The sequence below is a fragment of the Brevibacterium sp. SMBL_HHYL_HB1 genome, from assembly GCF_018208375.1.
In the GTDB taxonomy this organism is placed as follows: Bacteria; Actinomycetota; Actinomycetes; order Actinomycetales; family Brevibacteriaceae; genus Brevibacterium; species Brevibacterium intestinavium.
In genome coordinates this window covers 3,695,354-3,716,711 of record NZ_CP062936.1, presented here as the reverse complement: position 1 = coordinate 3,716,711, position 21,358 = coordinate 3,695,354, and the positions used below count along the sequence as shown (strand labels likewise).

The window sequence follows — 21,358 nt, the reverse complement described above, 5'->3', positions numbered from 1 at the left end:
CCGGCAACGAATGCCTTTCGTGCATTGTAGTCGCTGACCATTTCGACCGGTCCCACAGACATCCAGCAGCGCAGGGGTGAGGACCGACCGCCTGACGAGGACGAACGTGGCGTGGGCCACCAAAGGTATGCACAACGATCCGCCGCAGATTCCAAAGGTTCGCGAAACGCGCCTCTGTGTGGTCATGACCACCTCGGCGAGGGTCTTAGCGTGGGTATAGCAGACGCAGTACGGAAAGGTTCCACGATTCACATGTTCAGGCAGTCGTCGAAGTTGGCCAATGTCCTCTACGACATCCGAGGACCCGTCCTCGAAGAGGCCCAGGCCATGGAGGCCGCCGGACACACGATCCTCAAGCTCAACATCGGCAACCCCGCTCCCTTCGGTTTCGAAGCCCCCGACGCGATCGTCCAGGACATGGTCCAGCACCTGCCGGTGACGCAGGGATATTCGGATTCGCGGGGGATCCTCTCGGCCCGCCGCGCGGTCGTCCAATACTACGAGACCCGCGGGATCCACAATCTCGGCACCGACGAGGTCTTCCTCGGCAACGGCGTCAGCGAGCTCATCACCCTGAGCCTGCAGGCACTGTGCAATCCCGGCGACGAGATCCTCGTGCCCGGACCCGACTATCCGCTGTGGACGGCCTCGGTGGCGCTGTCCGGCGGCAGCCCGGTCCATTACCGCTGCGCCGAGGAGGATGCCTGGCAGCCGGACCTCGCCGACCTCGAATCACGCATCACCGAACGCACCCGCGGCATCGTCGTCATCAACCCGAACAACCCCACGGGCGCGGTGTACTCACCGGAGACGCTCAAGCAGATCGCCGATATCGCCCGCCGTCACGGCCTCATCGTCTTCGCCGACGAGATCTACGAGAAGATCACCTACAACGGGGTCGAACTGACCAATCTGGCCACCCTGACCGGCGACGACGTGCTGTGTCTGACCTTCTCGGGCCTGTCCAAGGCCTACCGCATCGCCGGCTACCGCTCCGGCTGGCTGGCCATCACCGGCCCTCTGGCCGAGGCGCACAGCTACCTCGAGGGGATCAAACTGCTGGCGAACATGCGCATGTGCTCGAACGTTCCCGCCCAGCACGCGATCCAGGCGGCCCTGGGCGGGAAGCAGTCGATCGAGGACCTGGTTCTGCCGACCGGTCGCCTCGGGGCGCAGATGGAGCTCGCCCATGAGGGGCTGAATTCGATCGACGGGGTCTCGGCCCATCGTGCCGACGGCGCTCTGTACATGTTCGCGAAGCTCGATGTCGAGAAGTTCGGAATCACCGACGACGAGCAGTTCGCCCTCGACCTGCTGCGCGAGCAGAAGATCCTCGTCTCCCACGGCACGGCCTTCAACTGGCCCAACCCCGATCACTTCCGCCTCGTCACCCTGCCCTCGGTCGAGGTGCTGACCGAGGCGATCGAGCGGCTCGACACCTTCCTGTCCGGTTACCGGCAGGTCGCGAAGACCACCTGCGAGCTGCCCGTCGTGCGCGAGACCGCCTCGGTGCCGGGCTCTGCTGCGGTGTCGGGCTCCGCCGCGGCCGGCTGAGGAACGAGCGAGGCGGGCACTCGGCGAACCCGGCCGACCGAGGAGCGGGTCGGCCGAGCCGAAGCCAGGGGATCCCTGAGACACTTGTGCCATGGCGAAGCGCGAGGATGGAGTCAGGGACGTATCGGCCGCGGCGGTGGCCGAGATCGTGGGAGCGCTCTCGCGCGGAATCGATATCGACCGGGCCGAGCTCGCCCAGCGGCTCGGCGACCAGCCGGAGCTCATCGACTCCTTCTTCGACCTCTCGGCGACCATGATCCGGTGGAAGCAGAAGGACCGGGAGCGTTCGGCGCTGCTCGAAAGCGCCTCCGAGCTCATCCGCGTCAGGGACACGAAGAAGCTGCTGCAGAAGCTCGTCGATCGTGCCCGCACGCTCATCGGCTGCGATATCGCCTATCTGTCCCAGTACTACCCGGCCACCGATGATCTGCGGGTCCAAGCCAGTCGGGGCGCGATCTCGACCACTCTCGAACGGCTGCGCGTGCCTCCCGGCATCGGTCTGGCCGGCCGGGTCGTGGCCGACCGCGCCGCCCATTGGACTTCCGACTACGATCTCACGACCCTGCCGCACGAGAGGCGGGTCGATTCGGCGGTGAAGGCCGAGCGCATGGAATCGCTCCTCGGAGTGCCGATGGTCGTCGACGGTGAGGTCCTCGGCGCCCTCTTCGCCGCCAACCGCTACACGCATGACTTCACCTCCGACGAGATCACCCTGCTCTCGGCACTGGCCGACCACGCTTCCGTGGTGCTGAAGACGGCACGGCTGATGGCAGACCTCGCCGAGGCGGCCCGGACCTCCGCCGAAGCCGAGGAATCGGCCGCGGCTCAGGCCGCGACGCTGCAGCGCCTCGTCGAGGTCGAGGAGCAGCTGACGCAACTGGTCCTCACGGGTCAGGGCGTCTCAGCGGTCAAGGACACGATCTCGCAGATGCTCGATGCCGAAGTGCTCGTCGTCGACAGTGGGCGCCTCGACTCCCCGGACTTTCCCGCCGAGGAGCGCTTCTTCGACGGCATCGCACTCGACCGGGCGAAGGTGCTCTCGGCACTGAGTTCGAGCCGAGAGACCGGGCGCAGCGCACAGGTGGACGAGGCGGGGAATCTGCTCGTCGCCTCGGTGGCCTCCCACCGCCGTCAGCACAGCGGACTGTTCGTGCGCTTCCACGGCGATCCGGCCGACGGGGACGCGAACATCGTCGCCCAGGCGGCACAGTCACTGGCCCTCATCCGGATGAATGAGCAGGCCCGCGCCGACGCCGAGAACCGTGTCCGCGGCGAGCTCGCCGTCGACATCATCGCCGGCACCCGCGACCTCGACGAGCTCGAGGCCCGATCCCGCACCGGCGACTTCAGCCTCCGCGGCCCGTGGCGGCTGATGACGATCCGAGCCGATGCCGACATCGACGACCGCATCGGCGCCCGCCTGGCGCGGATCGAACCACGGATCCTGCTGACCCAGCGCTCACCCGGGATCACGGTCCTCATCCCGAGTTCGGTGCTGCGTCAGAGACCGACCCTGACCACCCTGTTCGCGCAGTCCCCGACCCTCGCCGGCTGCCTGGCGGTCATCTCCGACACCGATTGCCAGCGAACCCGGCTGCGCACCCTCGAAGACGAGATGTGGTCGTGCATCCGCATCCTCGACTCCCTCGGCGTCGAGGAGGGAATCCACCCGATCGAGGACTTCGCCCCCTATACCGCGATGTTCGGCACCGCACCGGACCAGGTGGCCGGATTCATGGACCGCATGCTCGCCGACCTCCGTGAGTGGGACCGATTGCACTCCGCCGACCTGCTTGCCACCGTGCGGGAGTACTTCGACTCGGGCACCAGCATCCGGGGCACGGCGGCCCGGATGTCGGTGCACGTCAACACCGTCAAACAGCGTCTGGAGCGAGTCGACCGCCTGCTCGGTCACGGATGGAGAGCCCCCGAGCACGCCTTTCGGCTCCAGGTCGCACTTCGTCTCGACCGGCTGCGATCCTCCATCTGAACTCTACGTCCGAAACAGCCATGGACAGGGGATGATCATGTCCGCAACGGACATGGTGGCATCCGGGCCGCGATGATTGACTGTTCTCCGCGAAGGAACCCAGACCGACGGCGTTCGTCGGTCGAAGACGACCCGACTGGAGACACACGATGGCAGAGAACAGCCGAATCACAGGCTTCCGGAACATGTCGGTCACCGACCGCAGAGCGGCCCTGACCGATGCCACCGGCTGTGGGGCCGAGCTGTTCGCCCAGGTCGATGCCTCTGCCTTCGACGCCGAGGCGGCCGCCGACCTCAGCGAGAACGTCTTCGGAGTGTTCTCCCTGCCGCTGGGCGCGGCCACGAACTTCACGATCAACGGCACCGATGTGCTCGTGCCCATGGCCACCGAAGAGGCTTCGGTCATCGCCGCCGCGAGCAATGCCGCCCGGATGGCACGCCCGCAGGGCGGCTTCTCCACCAGCTCGACCCGCCCCCTCATGCAGGCCCAGATCCAACTGATCAACATCGCCGACCCGCATGCCGCGCGCACCCGGATCCTCGAGCGTCAGTCCGAGATCATCGATCTCGCCAACGCCGTCGACCCCAAACTCGTCGAGGTCGGCGGCGGTGTCACCGACCTCGAGGTCCGCCTCGTCGAGGCGCGGTCGACGACCTACGTCCTCGTCCATCTCCTCGTCGACGTCCGTGACGCCATGGGGGCGAACGCGGTCAACACCATGGCCGAAGCCGTGTCGTCGGCCGTGGCCGCCATCGCCGAGGGCGATGCGCTCCTGCGGATCCTGACGAACAAGGCCGACCGTCGTCTGGCCCGGGCCCGCGCTGTCTTCGACAAGGAGCTGCTCGGCGGTGAGGAGGTCGTCGACAACATCCTCCACGCCTATGAGCTCGCCGCCGCCGATCCCTACCGTGCGGCCACGCACAACAAGGGCATCATGAACGGGGTCTCGGCCGTCGTCCTGGCCACCGGCAACGACACCCGCGCGGTCGAGGCCGGCGCCCACTCCCACGCTGTCGTCGACGGTCGATACTCGTCCCTGTCGAGGTTCGAGAAGAACGCCGCGGGCGACCTCGTCGGCACCCTCGAGATGCCGATGCCCGTCGGCCTCGTCGGCGGCGCCACGAAAGTCCACCCGGCCGCCCGCGCGGGCCTGCGGATCGCCGAGGTGACCACGGCGCAGGATCTCGGCGAGATCATCGTCGCCGTGGGTCTGGCTCAGAACCTCGCGGCTCTGCGGGTGCTCGCGACCGAGGGCGTGCAGCGCGGGCACATGTCCCTGCACGCGAAGAACCTCGCGGCCTCGGTCGGGGCGAGCGCCGAGGAGGCAGAGATCATCGTCGACCGGCTGATCGAGGAGAAGGCCTTCCGGTTCGACCGCGCCGAGTCCCTTCTGGCCGAACTGCGCTCCGGTGGTGCCCGGTGACGGACCTGCCGCAGCGGTTCTTCAACCCGGCTCTGCCCGCCCGGGTCAGCATCTGCGAGGTCAGCGCCCGCGACGGGCTGCAGGCCGAACCGCGGACCCTTCCCGTGCCCGTGCGCCTCGAACTCATCGGCCGCCTCGCCGAGGCGGGACTGAGCTCCATCGAGGCCGGCAGCTTCGTCTCGCCTCGGGCGGTGCCGCAGATGGCCGACACGGCCTCCGTCCTCGCCGGGCTCGATCTCGACTCGTCGGTGTCCTATCCCGTCCTCGTCCCGAACAGACGGGGGCTGGAGGACGCCATGACCGCGGGCGCGGCCGATGTCTCCGTGTTCATCAGCGTCACGGAGTCGTTCTCGCAGGCCAACCTCGGCGGATCGCTGGACGAGACCACTCAGCGCGGCATCGACACGGCACGGGCCGCCTCGGCGGCGGGGCTGCGCGTGCGCGGGTACCTGTCGATGGTCTTCGGCGACCCCTGGGAAGGGGCGGTCGATCCGAACACCGTCGCCGGCGCCGCACGGGCGCTGCGCGATGCCGGCTGCACGACGATCTCGCTCGGCGACACCATCGGGACCGCGACCCCGGGGCATGTGACCACCGTCCTTGATACCCTGGTCGGCGCCGGGATTGCGATCGAGAGTCTCTGCCTGCACACCCACAACACCTACGGTCAAGCGCTGGCGAACGTCTATGCGGCACTGCAGCGCGGAGTCAGTCAGTTCGATGCCTCTGCCGGAGGAGTCGGGGGATGCCCGTTCGCGGGCAGTGCGACCGGGAACCTCGCCACCGAGGACCTCCTGTGGATGCTCGACGGCCTGGGCATCTCGACCGGAGTCGACATCGACGCGGTAGCGGCGACCAGTCAGTGGCTGGGCGAACAGCTCGGACACGCTTTGCCCTCCGCGACCTCCGCCGCCGTGACCGGCCGCTGACCTGCGGTCGGACCATGACCGTCCGTCCCTGACCGAAATCGACCAACAAGAAGGCAGGCAAGGATGCCGCAACTGATCGAGGTGTGGAATGACACCGTCGACCCCAAGCACCTCATCGGAGGGATCGCCATCGGCGTCGGAATCGCCGTTCCCGCGTTCCTCATCTCCGATCACCTCTTCAGCTCCTCCGGCGGTGATGAAGCACTGTCGCATTCCTATGCCCTGCTCATCGGCATCGTCGGATGCATCCTCGGCGCCGTCATCGCAGGCGTGCTGTTCAAACCCAAGCGAGTGATCACGACCTCGGCCGCCGATACGCGCAATCGGCAGGAGATCATCGACGAGATCGTCGAGGAATACGGCCCCCTCGGCGATCCGCGTGAGCTGGGACCCAAGGCCCAGGAGGAGATCCGCGCCCTCGGGCTCTTCGACGCCCTCGTCGACAACCACGAGACCCGGCTGCGGGAGAAGGGCGGCCACCAGTGAGTCCGGAACTGCTCGAACCCGTTCTCTGGGCGATCGGAATGGCGCTGTTGGCCGCGGTGCTGTTCACCGGCATCGGCCTCATCTCCGGCACCGATGAGACCGCGATCGTCGCGCCTCTGGCCCTGCTGGTCATCCTCATCGGGGTTCCGCCGGCCGGAGTCATCGCCTTCTTCCTCGCCGCGATCATCTCCAAGCACATCTCCCATGCCGTGCCCACCACTCTGCTGGGCATACCCGGCGACACCACGGCGGTGCCGATGCTGCGTGAGGCCCAGCTGCTGCGTTCGCTCGGCATTCCCCACATCGCTCTGCAGAAGGCGATCTCCGGCGGAGTGGTGTCCGTGATCATCGCGATCCCGCTGTCGATCATCTTCGCCCTGGTGCTCACCCCCTTCGCCGAGGCGATCGGCGCGGCCGCACCCTGGATCTTCATCGCCGCAGCCGTCCTCGTCGCCTACACCTCGAAGGGCAAGCTCGCCGCGGTCGCCGCGCTCATCCCGTTCGTTCTGCTCATCGTCGGCCTGCAGGCATTCATCATGGAGCAGAAGGAAGCGACGTTCACTACCTCCTTCTTCCTCGGCATCGCCACCGGCCCGCTCATCTTCGACCTCTTCTCCGCCCTCTCGCCCGTCGGACGGCGGGCGATGGCGCAGGAGGGCAAACGGGAGTTCAACCTCGCCCCGGACGTCCGACCGGCAGGCGGCAGAGGGCTGCCGAACCCGTTCAGGGCCCTGGACGGCAAGCAGCTGGCCTACACCGGAGGATCGGCCGCGATCACGAGCGCGACCTTCGTCTTCTCCCCCGTGGCCATGGCCGTGCTCATGGGTGAGATCGCCGGCAGCCGGATCAAGAACGGCTATCACCGACTGACGACCGTCATCAGCGTGCGCAACGGCACCACGGAGTCGACCTATATCGCCGAGACCCTGATCCCGCTCATCGCGATCGGTCTGCCGCTGTCGCCCATGGCCGCAGGCCCGGCCGCGCCGCTGTTCAACGCTCCCCCGGTCTACACCCTCGATTCCCAGTCGGGCACGAGCCACAACCTGCACGATCTCCTCTCGACCGGCCAGTTCGCGCTCTTCTCCATCATCGCGGCCGTCATCGCCATCGCGATCGCCTACCCGTTCGTGATGACCAATGCCCACCGGGCAGCGACCTGGGTCATGCGGTCGGTCTCCCACGAGGCGATCATCACCGGCTTCGCGGCGCTCATCTGCGTCATCTGCCTCTACGAAGGCGGGCTGCTGGCCCTGGGCGTGACCATCACCGTCGGCCTCGTCGGCGGCCTGTTCAATCGGATGATCGGCATGCACGCCGGGGTCCAGTTCATGGGCTACTACGTCGCGGTGCTCACCGTCCCGGCCCTGCTGGCCCTCTGAGCCGCCCGCCGCTGGCCCCTCCCGCCGGCCCTGCTGGCCTGGCGATCTGCCCGCCTGCCCACGGCCGGCCGACGTGGATCTTGCCAACAGCCCGTGTTTGTGGTCACTCCGCCGAGGGGAATCCGGGAAATCAGCGAATTCCCCTCGGTGGAGTGACCACAAACGCAGGTTTCTCCCCGCCGCGCCCCGCCGCGCAGCGTCACCGCCAGCGCTGCGTGACCGTGGCGACGTCGGCGACCACCTCGGCGATGGCGGAATCGTGGGCGGCGACGATCGGATCGTGGCGGGTCCGCGAGTCGGACGAGGACGGACGCTGGGACCGGGAGACGAGCAGCACGTCGCGGCGGCAGGCGCTCAGCGGCATCGGGATGACCTCGATGTCGGGATCGGTCGACAGCGAGGACTCGGGGATCATCGCCACGGCCAGACCCGCCGAGATCATCCGGTTGATGGCCGCATAGTCGTCCATCCGCATCCCCACCCGCGGCTCGAAGCCCGCGGCGAGGCAGAACGACCGGACCACCTCGTCGATGGCGTCACCGGGATCGATGCTGAACGCCCAGGTCTGGGACACAAGCGCGGTGAGATCGGGCAGTCCGTGGGCGTCGACGGCGATGGGGCCGATGGACTTCGGCGCGCACAGGAACAGCCCTTCGGAATACAGATGGTCAGCGCTCAGCGTCGCCGGGATCCAGGTCCGGTCGATATCGGTCGAGACGAGCAGCGCGAGGTCGAGGTCACCGGACTCGAGCCGGGACACGAGCTTCGCATGCTCGTCCATCGTCACGTCCAGAGCCGCGGTGAGCACCTCGGTCCCCTCACCGGCGACCGCCTCGTCGCGGGTGAGCCAGCGGGGGCGGACCTGCAGCTGATCGTGCAGGGGCGGGATCACACGGGCGCCGACGGTGGGCACCGCGCCGATCCTGACCGGCACGGCCTGCGACTCCCGCCACAGGGCCACCTCGGTGCCGAGCCGTTCGCAGAGTCCGAGGATCTCCACGGCTCGCGAGACGACGAGGCTGCCCACGGTCGTCGGATGCGATCCGCGCGGAGTGCGTTCGATGAGTGTGGCGCCGAGGCTGCGTTCGAGGTTGCGCAGATGATGATTGACCGTCGGCTGGCTCCACTGCAGGTCCGCAGCCGCCGCGGCCACGGATCCGGCCGACGCGACGGCGCGCAGAGCGGTGAGCCCGCGAGTGTCCAGAGGTTCCATTGCTCTCCCCTCTCCAGTTCAATACTGACTATAGAGCAATCGAGGAAAGTTGCTATTCTCCTCGCCCTGCTCGCCTCCCTAGTGTGGAACCATGACCGTGCACCACGATTCCCCTTCACCCCGGCCCCGCACTCCCACCCGGAAACCGCGCCGCATCCCACCGAGGCGCAGTCCCGCGCCCCCTACGCCGAAGCGCTGGCGCACGCGGCCGACCGCAATTCGCTGTTCCTGTCCACGCCCGGACACGGAGGCACGGATGAGGGAATCTCCGCAGGTCAGGCCGAATTCTTCGGCGAGCACACCCTCTCCCTGGACATCCCCCCGCTCTTCGACGGCATCGACCTCGGCTCACACACCCCGAAGGACGAAGCCCTGCACCTGGCCGCCGAGGCTTGGGGCGCGCGGCGGACCTGGTTCCTCACCAACGGCTCCTCGCAGGGCAATCGCATGGCGGCCCTGGCCATCGCCGGCCTCGGCCGCGGCATCGTCGCTCAGCGCAGCGCCCATTCGAGCTTCATCGACGGCATCGTGCTGGCCGGGCTCAACCCCGCCTTCGTCAGCCCGAACGTCGACGAGGCCAACGGCATCGCCCACGGCGTCACCCCCGAAGCCCTGGATCGGGCCATCCGCAGCCATACGGAGCCCGTCACCGCCGTCTACCTCGTGACCCCGAGCTATTTCGGTGCCGTCGCCGATGTCGAGGCCCTCGCCGAGGTGGCCCACGCCGCCGGTGCGGCGCTGATCGTCGACGCCGCCTGGGGGGCGCACTTCGGCTTCCACCCCGACCTGCCCGCCTCCCCGGTGACCCAGGGGGCCGACATCGTCATCATGAGCACGCACAAGCTGGCCGGTTCGCTCACTCAGTCGGCGGTGCTCCACCTCGGCGACACCGAACTCGCCGACCGGCTCGAGCCGGCGCTGGCCCAGGCCTTCATGATGACGGCGTCGACCAGTGAGAACGCCCACCTGCTGGCCTCGATCGATCTGGCCCGCCGCGCACTCATGACCTCGGGCGAGGCGATCAGCGAATCGCTGGACAACATCCGCTGCGTCCGCGCCCAGCTCGAGGCCACCGAACGCTACCACCTGCTCTCGGGCGAGTTCTTGGGCTATGCCGATGTCGTCGACATCGACCCCTTCCGCCTGCCCATCGACATCACCGCCACGGGACTCGACGGGCACACGGTGCGCAAACGCCTGGCCGAGGACTTCGACATCTTCCCCGAGATGTCGACGGCCACCACGCTCGTCGCCCTCATCGGCATCGGCAAGTCCCCGGATATCGAACGGCTCATCGACGCCCTCGAGACCCTGCGCCTCGACACCGCCGCCCACGCCGAGGCCGGGACCACGAGTTCGCTTCCGCCGCTGCCGACCCCCGGTCGGCTCGCGCTGACGCCGCGCGCGGCCTATTTCGCCGAGTCCGAACTCGTCCCCGCCGCCGAGGCGGTCGGTCGGGTCAGCGTCAGCTCGCTGGCTGCCTACCCGCCGGGCATTCCCAATGTTCTGCCCGGCGAGGAGATCACCGTCGAGACCATCGACTTCCTCCAGACCGTGGCCGCCAGCCCCTCGGGTCATGTCCGCGGGTCCGCCGACGCCGAATTACAGCATTTCCGCGTGACGAAATTCTGACGACTTCCCGCGGTGCCGGTCGGCGACGAACCGCACCGTCGAGCGCCCCGGAGATCACTCAGCGTTCACCCGCGCAGGCCGTTGTCCCGACTGGGGACAACGGCTTCGTCGGTTCCTGAGAATTCGCTGCACCGTCCGCCGGAGGACTGCTCGTCTGCCATATTCATTTCTGTGATGCCGATCACGAAGTTTATTGACATGCCCGATCGATCAGGCAAGGATATTTCGCGCTGTTCGAAACCGAACGCCTCGCCTTCGGGCCAGTCTCGGAGGCCATGAATCTGTCGAAATGAGGACCCACTCATGACAACTGAACATGCTGAACCCGCCGCGGAGGGCAACAGGCCCTCGCGCAGAGCGCGGAAGGCGATGAAGAAGCGGCTCGAAGAGGAGCACTGCATCCTCGTCGAACCCAAGTCGATTCGCACCGCGATCGGGGGAACCACCGTCGGCAACTTCATGGAGTGGTTCGATTTCGGTGTCTACGGCTACCTCGCCGTGACCATGACCTCGGTCTTCACCGAAGGCATGGACCGTCAGATGGGTCTGCTCGTGACCCTGCTCGGATTCGCCGTCTCCTTCCTCGTCCGCCCGCTCGGCGGCATGGTGCTCGGACCGCTCGGCGACAAGGTCGGCCGCCAGAAGGTCCTGTTCTTCACGATGGCGACCATGGCCACCGCCACCGCACTCATCGGCGTGCTGCCGACCGCGGCACAGGTCGGCCTGTGGGTCATCGTCCCGCTCTACCTGCTCAAGATGATCCAGGGCTTCTCCACCGGCGGCGAGTACGCCGGCGCCACGACCTACGTCTCGGAGTTCGCGCCCGACAAGTCCCGCGGGTACTGGGCCTCGTGGCTCGATGTCGGTTCCTACCTCGGCTTCGCCGCCGGTGCCGGAACCGTGGCCATCACGACCGTCATCTCCACGTCCATCGCCGGCGAGAACGCCATGCTCGACGGCGGCTGGAGGATCCCGTTCCTCGTCGCCATCCCCCTCGGTGCCGTCGCGATCTGGTTCCGCCTGAAGATCCCCGAGACCCCGAGCTTCGAAGCCAACGAGGACGCGGGACTCATCACGAAGGACAAGGCCGACCAGTACGCCCGTCACGGCCTCCTCGGCGTCGTCCGCCACTTCTGGAAGGAGATCCTGCTGGGCATCGCGATCGTCGCCGGTTCGCAGACGGTCGGCTACGCGCTCACGAGCTTCATGCCCACCTATCTCGAGGAGACCGTCAAGGTCTCGAACGTCCAGGCCGCCGTGGCCACGATCCCGGTGCTCGTCATCATGTCGCTCTGCCTGCCGCTCATCGGCAGGCTCTCGGACAGGATGGGCCGCAAGTTCGTCTTCATGGTCGCCTCGGGTGCGACGATCGTCCTCATCGTCCCGGCCTTCGCGGTCATGCAGATCGGCACGATGACAGCGGTGATCATCGCCCTGTTCATGGTCGCGATCCCCGCCGGCTTCTACATCGCCTGCCTCGCCTCGACGCTGCCGGCGCTGTTCCCGACTGCCTCTCGCTACGGTGCGATGGGCCTGACGTTCAACCTCGGTGTGTCCCTGTTCGGCGGCACCACCCCACTGTTCGCACAGGCGCTCATCGATGTCACGGGCAACTCGTACATGCCGGCGTTCTACATCATGTTCTTCTCCGTGATCGCCTTCATCGCCGTGTGCTTCATCAAGGAATCCGCCCGCCGTCCGCTCCTCGGGTCCTTCCCGACGGTAGAGACGCGCGAGGAGGCCGTCGAGCTCGTGGCCGGGCAGGACGACAACCCCGATCTCGACCCGGACACGATGCCGATCCCGGTCATCCACGGCGCGTGAGGTCGAACGCGGCTGCCGGAGTTCGATCCGTCGTCACGGCTCCCGGGCTTCGGCGCGCTTGAAGTAGTGGAGGTTGTCGACAACGAGCTCCCTCGCCTCACCGGTTCGACCCGACTCGATGAGATCGACGAGGTCGATGAGCTGGCGCGCCGACTCGGCGTCGACGACGGCGGCGTCCTGACGCGAGGCGAAGACGCGGGACTGGTCGCGCAGCCGCAGGCTGATCTCAGCGGCCCGGCGGCCGAGGCCGAACTCCAGCAGGTGCTCGTGGAAGACACGATCTGCGGTCATGAACCCGGTCGTGTCGTCATCGGTGGCACTGGCCAGGGCGTCCTCGGCGTGCCCGCGCAGATCCTCAAGCTGCGGTGCCAGCCGCTCGGGGTCCTCGACGGCCCGAGCGCACAGGGCCTCGACCGCGGGCCCGGCCAGCAGCGCCCGGATGTGGACGATCTCCTCGAGATCCTCGCGCGTGACCGGCACGAGGCGGAACCCGCGGTTCGGCACGGCCTCGACGGTGCCCTCGGCGACCAGCGACATCATGGCCTCTCGGACCGGGCTCAGCGAGATCCCCAGCTGCTTGGCCAATCCGGCCGCGGAGTAGATCGTCTCCTCGTCGAGGTCGCCGGTGGTGATCGCATGTCGGATCACCACGAGGGCGTGCTCCCTCAATGACGGAGCCGACTCGGGTCTCGCCGGGGTCGACTCGGGTCGCGAAGGTGCCGATGCCGACTTCGTCCGGGCGGGTGATTCGCTGCTGATCACTTCTCTCCTTCAATGACTATTGACAGCATAACCGCGAAGTCTCACGCTTGAGGGAAGTAATCGGTTATCGACTACCCCTCTCCGAGGGGCTGTCGCACCCGTCGTGGTCGGTCCGCTGACCCTGTCGTTCCTGCGATGAAGGAGGAACCCATGTCCCACGATCCGCTGCTCCAGCCGTTCACGCTGGGCCCGGTGCACTTGAAGAACCGGATCGTCTCCACCGCCCATGAGCCCGCGTACACCGAGCTCGGCATGCCCAAGGACCGCTACCGCCTCTACCACCGGGAGAAGGCGCGCGGCGGCGTGGGCCTGACCATGACGGCCGGCTCGGCCACCGTGTCGAAGGACTCTCCCGCCGCCTTCGGCAACGTCGATGCATCCACCGACGAGGTGGTGCCCTGGCTGTCGGCGATCGCCGAGGACTGCCATGCGGAGGGGACGGCCGTGATGATCCAGCTGACCCACCTGGGTCCGCGGAACTCGAACTTCACCGCCGACTGGCTGCCGCTCATCTCTGCCGGGCGCCACCGCGAGCCCACGCACCGGTCCTTCACGAAGGCGATGGAGGACTTCGACATCGAGCGGGTCGTCGACGACTTCGCGGCGGCCACGGCGAGGATCAGGGCCGCCGGATTCGACGGTCTCGAGTTCCTCCACACCGGGCACCTCATCGACTACTTCTTCGCCTCCCGGTTCAACGACCGCGAGGACGAGTACAACGGCGACCTCACGGCCCGACTGCGCTTCCCGCTGCGCATCATCGACGCCATGCGCGCCGAGGCGGACGGCATGGCCCTCGGCGTGCGCATGTCGGTGCTCGAGCAGGTCGACGACGGCCTGACCGAGGACCTCGCGGTCGAGGCGCTGAGTGAGTATGCCGCGCATGGGATCGACTTCCTCAACCTCAACGTCGGCACCATCAGCTCCGACCGCGAACTCGCCGAGGCGATACCGGGCATGGGCACTCCCTCGGCCCCGTGGCTCGAGACCTGCCGCCGGATCCGTGAGGCCATCGACATCCCCGTCCTCCACGCCGCCCGCATCTCCGATGCCGCGACCGCCAGGTTCGCCATCGAGGACGGGTGCCTCGATCTCGTGGGCATGACCCGGGCACAGCTGGCCGACCCCTATCTGGTGAGAAAGATCGAGGAGAAGCGCGAGGACGACATCCGCCCCTGCGTGGGCGCGAACATGTGCCTCGATTCCATCTACACCTCGGGAGCGGCGACCTGCATCCACAATCCCGCCAGCGGCAGGGAGGCCGACCTGCCCCAGGAGGTCCCCCACGATGCCGGCGAGAGCCCCAAGCACGTCGTCATCGTCGGTGCCGGACCTGCCGGGCTCGAGGCCGCCAGGGTCGCCGCCCTCCGCGGGCACCGAGTCACGCTGCTCGAGGCCGATGACGCTCCCGGCGGGCAGGTTCGCATCGCCGCCCGTTCGCAGCGCCGCCGCGATCTCATCGGCGTCATCGACTGGCGCGTCCAGCAGTGTCAGAAGCACGGTGTCGATCTGCGGCTGAATGCCTTCGCCGAGGCGGCCGAGATCCTCGATCTCGAACCCGATGTCGTCATCGTCGCCACCGGTGGGATCCCCGACGCCGGCTATCCCTTCCGGGAGGAGGGCCCGTCCTTCGACGTCTGGGACGTCATGGATGATCGACTGCGGTCGAAGCAGCGGGTGCTCGTCTTCGACGATCACGGGTTCTATCCCGCCCTCGACGCCGTCGAACGCCTGGCCCGGGCCGGTCAGCAGGTGACCTATGTCAGTCCCGAACGCACGATCGGCATCGATGTCGGGTCGATGAATTCCCCGGCCTATCTGCAGGTGTTCTCCGAGTTCGGGGTCGAGGTCCGCCTCGGCGAGCGATTGGCTGAGAAGCCGCGGATCGACGGTGCGCAGATCGTGGCGCGCCTGCGCCACGAGTATTCGGATCGGGTGGAGGAGCTGACCACCGATGCCGTGGTCGTCGACTTCGGGACCGCGCCGAACGATGAGGTCTACTTCGCGCTCAAACCCCGGTCGAGCAATCACGGGGCGACCGATCTCGACGCGTGGGTGCGGGGGCGAGCGCAGCCCGATGACGGATCGGATGCGGGGTTCCGGCTCTATCGCATCGGGGACGCCGTCGCCTCTCGCAATGTCCATGCGGCCGTGCTCGAAGGGCTGCGGGTGGGGATGGGACTGTGATGGCGGGCAGTCGAATCTGCACGAGCGTGGACTATCACACGGCCGGTGAGCCCTTCCGCATCATCGCCGACCCTCCGGCCGAGGTCCCCGGTGCCACGGTGGCCGAAAAGCGCGCCCGTGCGGTGCCGGGATCGGCCGTCGACGATCTGCGGCGGCTGCTGTGCTTCGAACCGCGCGGTCATGCGGACATGTACGGCGGCTTCATCACCGCGCCCGACGATGACGGCGCCGATTTCGGGGTGCTGTTCTGGCACAAGGACGGCTTCTCGACCGCCTGCGGTCACGGGACGATGGCGCTGGGGGCATGGGCCGTGGAATCCGGGCTCGTGGCACCCGAGCCTGCGGGGATCACCGAGGTCACGATCGATGTGCCCTCGGGGCGCGTGCGTGCGCAGGTGCACACGGAGTCGACCGGACGGGTGACCTCGGTGGATTTCGTCAATGTGCCCAGCCGACTCATCGCCACGGCGATCACGGTGTCCACGAGCCGCGGTCGGCTGGCCGTCGACCTCGCCTGGGGCGGGGCGCTCTATGCCCTCGTCGACGGCGACGGTCTCGGACTCGAGGTCGCGCCCGAGGGCCTCGGACGGCTCATCGACCTCGGGCGCGAGGTCAAGGCGGCACTGGCCGGCCATCCGCAGACCGTGCATCCGGAGGACGAACGCCTGTCGGGGGTCTACGGCACAATCTTCGTCAACCGCCTCGGCACGGCGGACACCGGTGAGCTGCACCAGCGCAATGTCGCGGTCTTCGCCGACGGTCAGGTCGACCGCTCGCCGTGCGGTTCCGGCACAGCCGCCCGCATCGCCGCGCTGCATTCCTCAGGCGAGCTCGCCCCGGGGCAGACACTCATCCACGAGTCGATCATCGGCACGCGCTTCCTCGCCCGGGTGCTCGAGGACACAGCCGAGGGAGTCGTGCCGATCATCGCGGGCACCGCGCACCGGGTCGCGAGCACGGACTTCGAGGTCGATCCGCACGATCCCCTCGTGCCCGGATTCGTACTGAGGTGAGTCGGGTCCGGACGGCGGCTCGCCATTCCGCGGCTTCTCCACATGTCGGTCGGGGATGAGCGGAGGCTACCGGGCCGATGTATCGACCGGAACGTCGAAGCGGTAGCTGATCAGTTCGCCATTGGTCAGACCGACGAAGATCGGGCGGCCGACGGGCGTGTATCCGGCTCTCCACGTTTCATCTGTGGCTTCGGCATCGAGCGTCACGACTCGCTCCCCCACGTTGGTACACGGACTGCACCCGCTTCGCCTCGATCTGATCGGTCGCAGCAATCTCTATTCTCAGCTTCGGCATGTCTCGACCATAGGCACCACGTCCCTGAAGATTCCCGTGGAGTGAAGCTGAACATTCCCTGTGAGCTCACCGGTCGACGACGAGGTCGGTCAGCGGCGTGGAGCAGCAGGGCAGGAACTTGCCGGCCGCGATCTCCTTCGGGCGGATTCCGCCCGCATGATTCATCTCGACCTCACCGCTGACCAGCCCGGACTTGCAGGTTCCGCACATACCCTCGGAACAGGAGGAGGAGACGGGCAGTCCCGCCTGGTGGGCGGCCTCGAGGACCGTGGAGCCCGGCTCACAGACGACCGTCCGGCCGCTGGCGCTGAAGTCGATGGCATGCGCAGTTCCCGCCTGTTGCGTCGAGGCCCGGGCCAGCCGGGCCGAGGGTGCGGTGGCGAAGACGAATGATTCCTCATGCGCCCCCGCAGAACCGAGCTCGAACAACAGGGAACGGACGGCATCCATGTACCCGCCCGGGCCGCAGACGAAGGTCTCGCGGTCCCGAAGGTCGGGGGCCACCTCGGCGAGGGTCTCGGCAGTGATGCGTCCGCGTCGGCCAGGCCAGGTCTCGATCGGCGAATCGCGGGAGCACAGGATCTCGACCCTGACCCCCGGCACCTGGGCCAGCTGCTCGAGTTCGGGGCGGAAGATGATGTCCGCGGGGCTGGAGGCGCTGTAGACGAAGACGATATCGGTGGCCTCGCCGCTCGGTCGGGCCAGCAGGCTGCGGACCATGGACATGATCGGTGTGATGCCCGAGCCGGCCGAGAGGAACAGGTGCTTCTCCGCCGGGTGGAAGCTGGTGCTGAAGAGCCCGTACGGCCCATCGGCATGGAGTCGGTCGCCGACGGCCACGGCATCGTGGAGGTGGTTCGACACCGGTCCTCCGGCCACGCGCTTGACCGTGATGGTGAACGTATTCGTCCCGAACGGCGCCGAGGAGATCGAATAGCACCGCTCGAGGCCGAGCTCGGGCACGCGCATGGTCACGTATTGGCCGGGTTCGAAGTCGACGCAGGTCATCCAGGCCGCCCGCAGCTCGAAGGTCTTCACGTCGTGGGTCACCTCGGTGATGGCCACGACATCGACCAGTCCCGTGAGCAGATCGGGGTCGACCGACGCCGCAGGATCAGTCGGCGCGGCCGACTGCGCCGCAGATGAGGTCGGCACGGCAGACCTCACGGCCGACGCTGTCGGCTGTGCCACCGACCTCGGGTGAGTGCCGCGCCCAGGCACGCGGAATGTCGCCTTCGCCGCCGGCGGTGCTCCGGCGACCGACGCTGCGTCTCCCGACGGCAGATTCGAGTGACGGTACCTCATCGCTGTTTCACTCTCCCCTCGAGTCAGTCGCGTCCCGGTGGGCCTTGAGCCGTTCGATGTACCAGGTGACGAAGTCATCGACCTGCGATTCGGTCGGGGCATAGGGCCCGGGCTCATAGGCCGGCGAGGACACCCCCGATTGCGCGAGTTCGCAGAAGTGCGCATCCTGCTCGTTCGTCTTGATCCACACGGTCGTAAGGTTCTCGAGGTCGTAGTCGACCCCCTCCTCGGCGTCGGGGGCCACGAGCCACGTGGTGCGCACCAGGGTCTTATCCGCGGCCAGCGGGAGCAGACTGAAGGTCACGACGTGGTCGCCCATCGCATGGAACCACGTGTTCGGCTGCACGTGCAGAGATGCCCGACCGAGGACGAAGGTGTCGAGATCCCCGAGGAGCTTCGCCGAGGCGGCCGAGCCGTCCATCGTGTACGACTCACCCTTGCCGTCGAGGGCGGCACGCTCGATCCGGAACCCGGTGGGCCGTCCGCTGAGCTCCTCGACGAGGGCATAGGGCAGACCGTTGCGTTCGCAGTTCTCATGCAGCTGCTCCTCGGCGTCGAGGTAGCGCTGGTATGCCGGCTGCAGCCGTTTCGGGATCTCCTCGGGTGCGTAACCGTAGGTGGGGAAGAAGGTGCAGGTCAGCTCCGGATGGCCGGCCTCGCAGTGGTAGCACTCGCGATTGTTCTCCATCACGAGCTTCCAGTTCGAGTCCTCGATGAGGTCGCTCTGGGCTGCCACCTTGGCTCCGGCGATGTCGTGGCCTGCGATATAGGGCTCGATCACGGCGGCGACCTCGTCGATGTCCTCCGGCGGTGTGGGGCTGAGGCAGATGAAGATGAGACCGCCGATCACGCGCACCTCGACCGGGCGCAGGGAGAAGCAGGCCATATCGAATCCGGGGGCTTGGACGCCTGCGGAGATGAGTTCCCCGCCGGGGGTGTAGGTCCACTGGTGGTAGCCGCAGACGATATTGCCCACCGAGCCGGTCAGGTCGTTGAGCAACCGGGTGCCCCGGTGGCGGCACACATTGTGATGGGCCCGGATCGCGCCGTCATCGTCGCGGATGATGATGACCGAGTAGGTGCCGATGTCGACGGTCACGAAGTCACCGGCCTCGGGCACCTCAGCCACCGAGGCGGCGAAGATCCACGTCGAGGCGAAGATCGCCTCGAGGTCGCGGGCGAAGAAGTCCGGACTGGTGTAGAAGGGCGAGGGGAGCGAGTAACCGGGACGGCGGCCGTCTATGAGCCGGTCGATTTCGTTTCTGGTCTCGCGATCGCCCTCCGCGATGCGGTTCTCTGGTGCCAGGGTCAATTCGTCCACCACCTCTTCGTGATCTCCGATGCCGCCCCTCAGCTGCAATCGAGGGACGTGCTCTGTACCCACAGTGTCCGCCACCGGGCTGACGAAGAAAAGCGAAGTTTCTTCACCCGAATCATGCAATAATGTTGCATGATCGATCCACGCCTCCAGGTCCTCCGCGTCCTCGCCGAAGTCGGCACCCTCACCGAGGTCGCCCACCGTCTCGCATACACGCCGTCAGCGGTTTCGCACCAGTTGAGAACCCTGTCGAAGGATCTCGGCGTCCGGCTCGTCGAACCGCGCGGCAGAGGCCTCGTCCTCACCCGGGCCGGTCAGCTCCTGCTCGACCGCTCCCAGGAGCTGTTCACCCGATGGGAGGAGATCCGCGGTGAGCTCGACGAGCTGGATTCCGGGTCATCTCCGCGACGACGACAGCTGCGTCTGTGCGGCTTCTCCACGGCCGCCGCCACCCTGCTGCCGCCGACCGCTCTGGCCATCTCCGAGCACTTCCCCGGCGCCGAGGTGACCATCATCGAGGCCGAGCCCGAGGAGTGCTTCGATCTGCTCGTGTCCGAACATGCCGATGTCGCGGTCGTCGTGGCCACCGATCCGCTGCCTCCGCGGGGTGATTCCCGCTTCGAGCAGTCCGCGCTCTTCAGCGACCGCCTCGACCTGCTCGTGCCCACCAACCACAGCTTGGCGAAGAAGTCGGCGGTGTCCTTGAGCGACGCCGCCGAGGAGGCCTGGATCCTCGACCGGCCCGGCTCCCCGTATCACCGATTGGTCCGCACCGCGTGCGCGGCCGCCGGTTTCCAACCCGAGAACGCGCATCAGTCACGGGAATGGGAGACGGGAGCGGCACTGGTCTCGGCGGGGCTCGGTGTCGCGCTGATTCCGCGTCTGGCCCGCCTGCCCGACGGCTTCGACGTCGTGCGGGTTCCCCTGCGCGGGGACCCGGTGCCTTCGCGGAAGATCCTCACCGGCATCCGCAGCGGTTCAGGCGGACAGCCGATCATCGCCGCCGCCCTCGCGGTGCTCGGTGAGGTGTCGGCGGAGGTTGCGCACCGGGCGCTGATCTGAGTCGGCATTCCACCGGGCCCCGCCTCGGCGGGGTGCCTCAGTCCTGCAGCCGGGTGGTTCCCTCGTGGCCGCCGGTGGTGTTGAGCTGCTTGGCGTAGCAGTAATCGGGGCCGAGTCCGTGCGAAGAGCACCAGGACAGTGCATCCTCGGCATCGTCGTAGCCGATGCCGACGACCGTGACCCAGAAGTTGTCCTCCTTGAAGCTGTCGAAGTCACCTGACCAGACGAGCTTGACCCGTGGGAACTCCTCGCGCATCTCCTGATGCTCATCGAGGATCGCCTCTTCGTCCCAGGTCTTGCCTTCGGCTTCGATTCCGGGCTTCTTCGAGCTCAGCTGGGGCACCCACTTGCCGTCGAGGTCGCTCTTGACCTCCTTGCCGTCGGTCGCGGCGAGCTGCTTGAGTGCCTTCTTCGGATCGTCGGGCAGTTCGGACTCGGTCTCGGTGGGCTCGGCGGACTGACTCGCGGCGGCCGAACTCTCGCCTCCGCTTGCCTCATCCTTCGGCTCCTCGGTGGAGGCGACGGTGGTCTGATCGTCCGAGTCCTTCGGAAACAGCGTCGCCGCTCCCCAGCCGATGCCCACGCCGAGGACGATCACGATCACGGCGAAGAGTGCGATCAGTCCCCAGCGCCTCTTCGGTGCTGCGGCCGGCTGCCCGTAACCGGCCGCACCCTGCGGGTAGGGCTGGGCCTGCGGATGAGGCTGCTGAGGCGGCTGGCCCTGTGCGTGGGGCTGCCCGTTCTGCGGGTAGGGAGGCCGGGGCGGCTGGCCGTGCTGTTGGCCCGGTGGGTACGGCGGCTGGCCTGGCTGTTGCGGCTGGCCTGGCTGCTGGCCCCAACCGGTATTCGACTGCGGCCCGGGCTGCGCGGCCCATTGGCTGCCGGACTGGTCGTTGACGTCCCACTCGTTGTCATCTCCGCGCCCGGGAGGATTCGCACTCATCCGCAACTCCAGATCGATCACGCAATATTTCAGCGAAAG

The 21,358-nt window shown here is 67.5% G+C and carries 17 protein-coding genes; 11 read left to right on the top strand and 6 right to left on the bottom strand.

The window, feature by feature from the left end; translation table 11 throughout:
• The first annotated feature begins 246 nt into the window (after window positions 1-246).
• The 6 genes from IG171_RS16955 (at window position 247) to IG171_RS16930 (ending at window position 7,765) form a co-directional block, all read left to right on the top strand.
• Window positions 247-1,554 carry a pyridoxal phosphate-dependent aminotransferase gene (locus tag IG171_RS16955; protein ID WP_283091857.1) on the top strand — a complete coding sequence of 436 codons (1,308 nt, stop codon included), beginning with the start codon at window positions 247-249 and terminating at the stop codon, window positions 1,552-1,554.
• A gap of 91 nt (window positions 1,555-1,645) precedes the next feature.
• Complete coding sequence (locus IG171_RS16950) at window positions 1,646-3,544, top strand: helix-turn-helix domain-containing protein (protein ID WP_212128499.1); 1,899 nt, start codon at window positions 1,646-1,648, stop codon at window positions 3,542-3,544.
• 185 nt (window positions 3,545-3,729) lie between these two features.
• Complete coding sequence (locus IG171_RS16945) at window positions 3,730-4,968, top strand: hydroxymethylglutaryl-CoA reductase, degradative (protein ID WP_249203782.1); 1,239 nt, start codon at window positions 3,730-3,732, stop codon at window positions 4,966-4,968.
• A complete protein-coding gene (locus IG171_RS16940) occupies window positions 4,965-5,897 on the top strand; it encodes a hydroxymethylglutaryl-CoA lyase (protein ID WP_249203781.1) in 933 nt (310 codons plus the stop codon). The genes IG171_RS16945 and IG171_RS16940 overlap by 4 nt, the downstream gene beginning before the upstream one ends.
• A 63-nt stretch (window positions 5,898-5,960) precedes the next feature.
• Complete coding sequence (locus IG171_RS16935) at window positions 5,961-6,383, top strand: hypothetical protein (RefSeq protein ID WP_212128497.1); 423 nt, start codon at window positions 5,961-5,963, stop codon at window positions 6,381-6,383.
• Window positions 6,380-7,765: a tripartite tricarboxylate transporter permease gene (locus tag IG171_RS16930; RefSeq protein WP_249203780.1), complete on the top strand. Its 1,386-nt coding sequence runs from the start codon at window positions 6,380-6,382 to the stop codon at window positions 7,763-7,765. The genes IG171_RS16935 and IG171_RS16930 overlap by 4 nt, the downstream gene beginning before the upstream one ends.
• 199 nt (window positions 7,766-7,964) lie before the next feature.
• Here the strand turns inward: IG171_RS16930 and IG171_RS16925 are convergent, their stop codons facing one another.
• Window positions 7,965-8,978 (bottom strand): LysR family transcriptional regulator, encoded by a 1,014-nt coding sequence (locus IG171_RS16925; protein WP_212128496.1) that lies wholly within the window; start codon window positions 8,976-8,978, stop codon window positions 7,965-7,967.
• Between the two features lie 81 nt (window positions 8,979-9,059).
• Here IG171_RS16925 and IG171_RS16920 point away from each other — a divergent pair, with 81 nt between their 5' ends.
• Both IG171_RS16920 and IG171_RS16915 read left to right on the top strand, forming a co-directional pair.
• Window positions 9,060-10,610, top strand: a complete 1,551-nt coding sequence (locus IG171_RS16920) for an aminotransferase class V-fold PLP-dependent enzyme (RefSeq protein ID WP_249203779.1) — start codon at window positions 9,060-9,062, stop codon at window positions 10,608-10,610.
• A 303-nt stretch (window positions 10,611-10,913) separates the two neighbouring features.
• Window positions 10,914-12,434, top strand: coding sequence for an MFS transporter (locus IG171_RS16915; RefSeq protein ID WP_249203778.1), 1,521 nt, complete (start codon window positions 10,914-10,916; stop codon window positions 12,432-12,434).
• Between the two features lie 33 nt (window positions 12,435-12,467).
• Here the strand turns inward: IG171_RS16915 and IG171_RS16910 are convergent, their stop codons facing one another.
• A complete protein-coding gene (locus IG171_RS16910) occupies window positions 12,468-13,085 on the bottom strand; it encodes a GntR family transcriptional regulator (protein ID WP_249203777.1) in 618 nt (205 codons plus the stop codon).
• 261 nt (window positions 13,086-13,346) lie between these two features.
• On the opposite strand from IG171_RS16910, the gene IG171_RS16905 reads away from it, so the two are divergent.
• Both IG171_RS16905 and IG171_RS16900 read left to right on the top strand, forming a co-directional pair.
• Window positions 13,347-15,383, top strand: a complete 2,037-nt coding sequence (locus IG171_RS16905; protein ID WP_212128494.1) for an FAD-dependent oxidoreductase — start codon at window positions 13,347-13,349, stop codon at window positions 15,381-15,383.
• Window positions 15,384-15,409: 26 nt separating this feature from the next.
• Window positions 15,410-16,396 carry a proline racemase family protein gene (locus IG171_RS16900; RefSeq protein WP_349252129.1) on the top strand — a complete coding sequence of 329 codons (987 nt, stop codon included), beginning with the start codon at window positions 15,410-15,412 and terminating at the stop codon, window positions 16,394-16,396.
• A 66-nt stretch (window positions 16,397-16,462) separates the two neighbouring features.
• Here the strand turns inward: IG171_RS16900 and IG171_RS16895 are convergent, their stop codons facing one another.
• The 3 genes from IG171_RS16895 to IG171_RS16885 all read right to left on the bottom strand — a co-directional run bounded on the left by IG171_RS16895 (window position 16,463) and on the right by IG171_RS16885 (window position 19,317).
• A complete protein-coding gene (locus IG171_RS16895; protein ID WP_212128492.1) occupies window positions 16,463-16,603 on the bottom strand; it encodes a hypothetical protein in 141 nt (46 codons plus the stop codon).
• Between the two features lie 154 nt (window positions 16,604-16,757).
• On the bottom strand, window positions 16,758-17,846 hold the full coding sequence (locus IG171_RS16890; RefSeq protein WP_249203776.1) for a hybrid-cluster NAD(P)-dependent oxidoreductase: 1,089 nt from the start codon (window positions 17,844-17,846) through the stop codon (window positions 16,758-16,760).
• Between the two features lie 157 nt (window positions 17,847-18,003).
• Window positions 18,004-19,317, bottom strand: a complete 1,314-nt coding sequence (locus IG171_RS16885; protein WP_349252128.1) for an aromatic ring-hydroxylating dioxygenase subunit alpha — start codon at window positions 19,315-19,317, stop codon at window positions 18,004-18,006.
• A gap of 129 nt (window positions 19,318-19,446) precedes the next feature.
• Between IG171_RS16885 and IG171_RS16880 the strand changes: the two genes are divergently transcribed.
• Window positions 19,447-20,376, top strand: coding sequence for a LysR family transcriptional regulator (locus IG171_RS16880; protein ID WP_212128490.1), 930 nt, complete (start codon window positions 19,447-19,449; stop codon window positions 20,374-20,376).
• Between the two features lie 37 nt (window positions 20,377-20,413).
• Here IG171_RS16880 and IG171_RS19205 read toward each other — a convergent pair whose 3' ends face one another.
• Window positions 20,414-21,319, bottom strand: a complete 906-nt coding sequence (locus IG171_RS19205) for a hypothetical protein (protein WP_249203775.1) — start codon at window positions 21,317-21,319, stop codon at window positions 20,414-20,416.
• Between the last annotated feature and the right edge of the window lie 39 nt (window positions 21,320-21,358).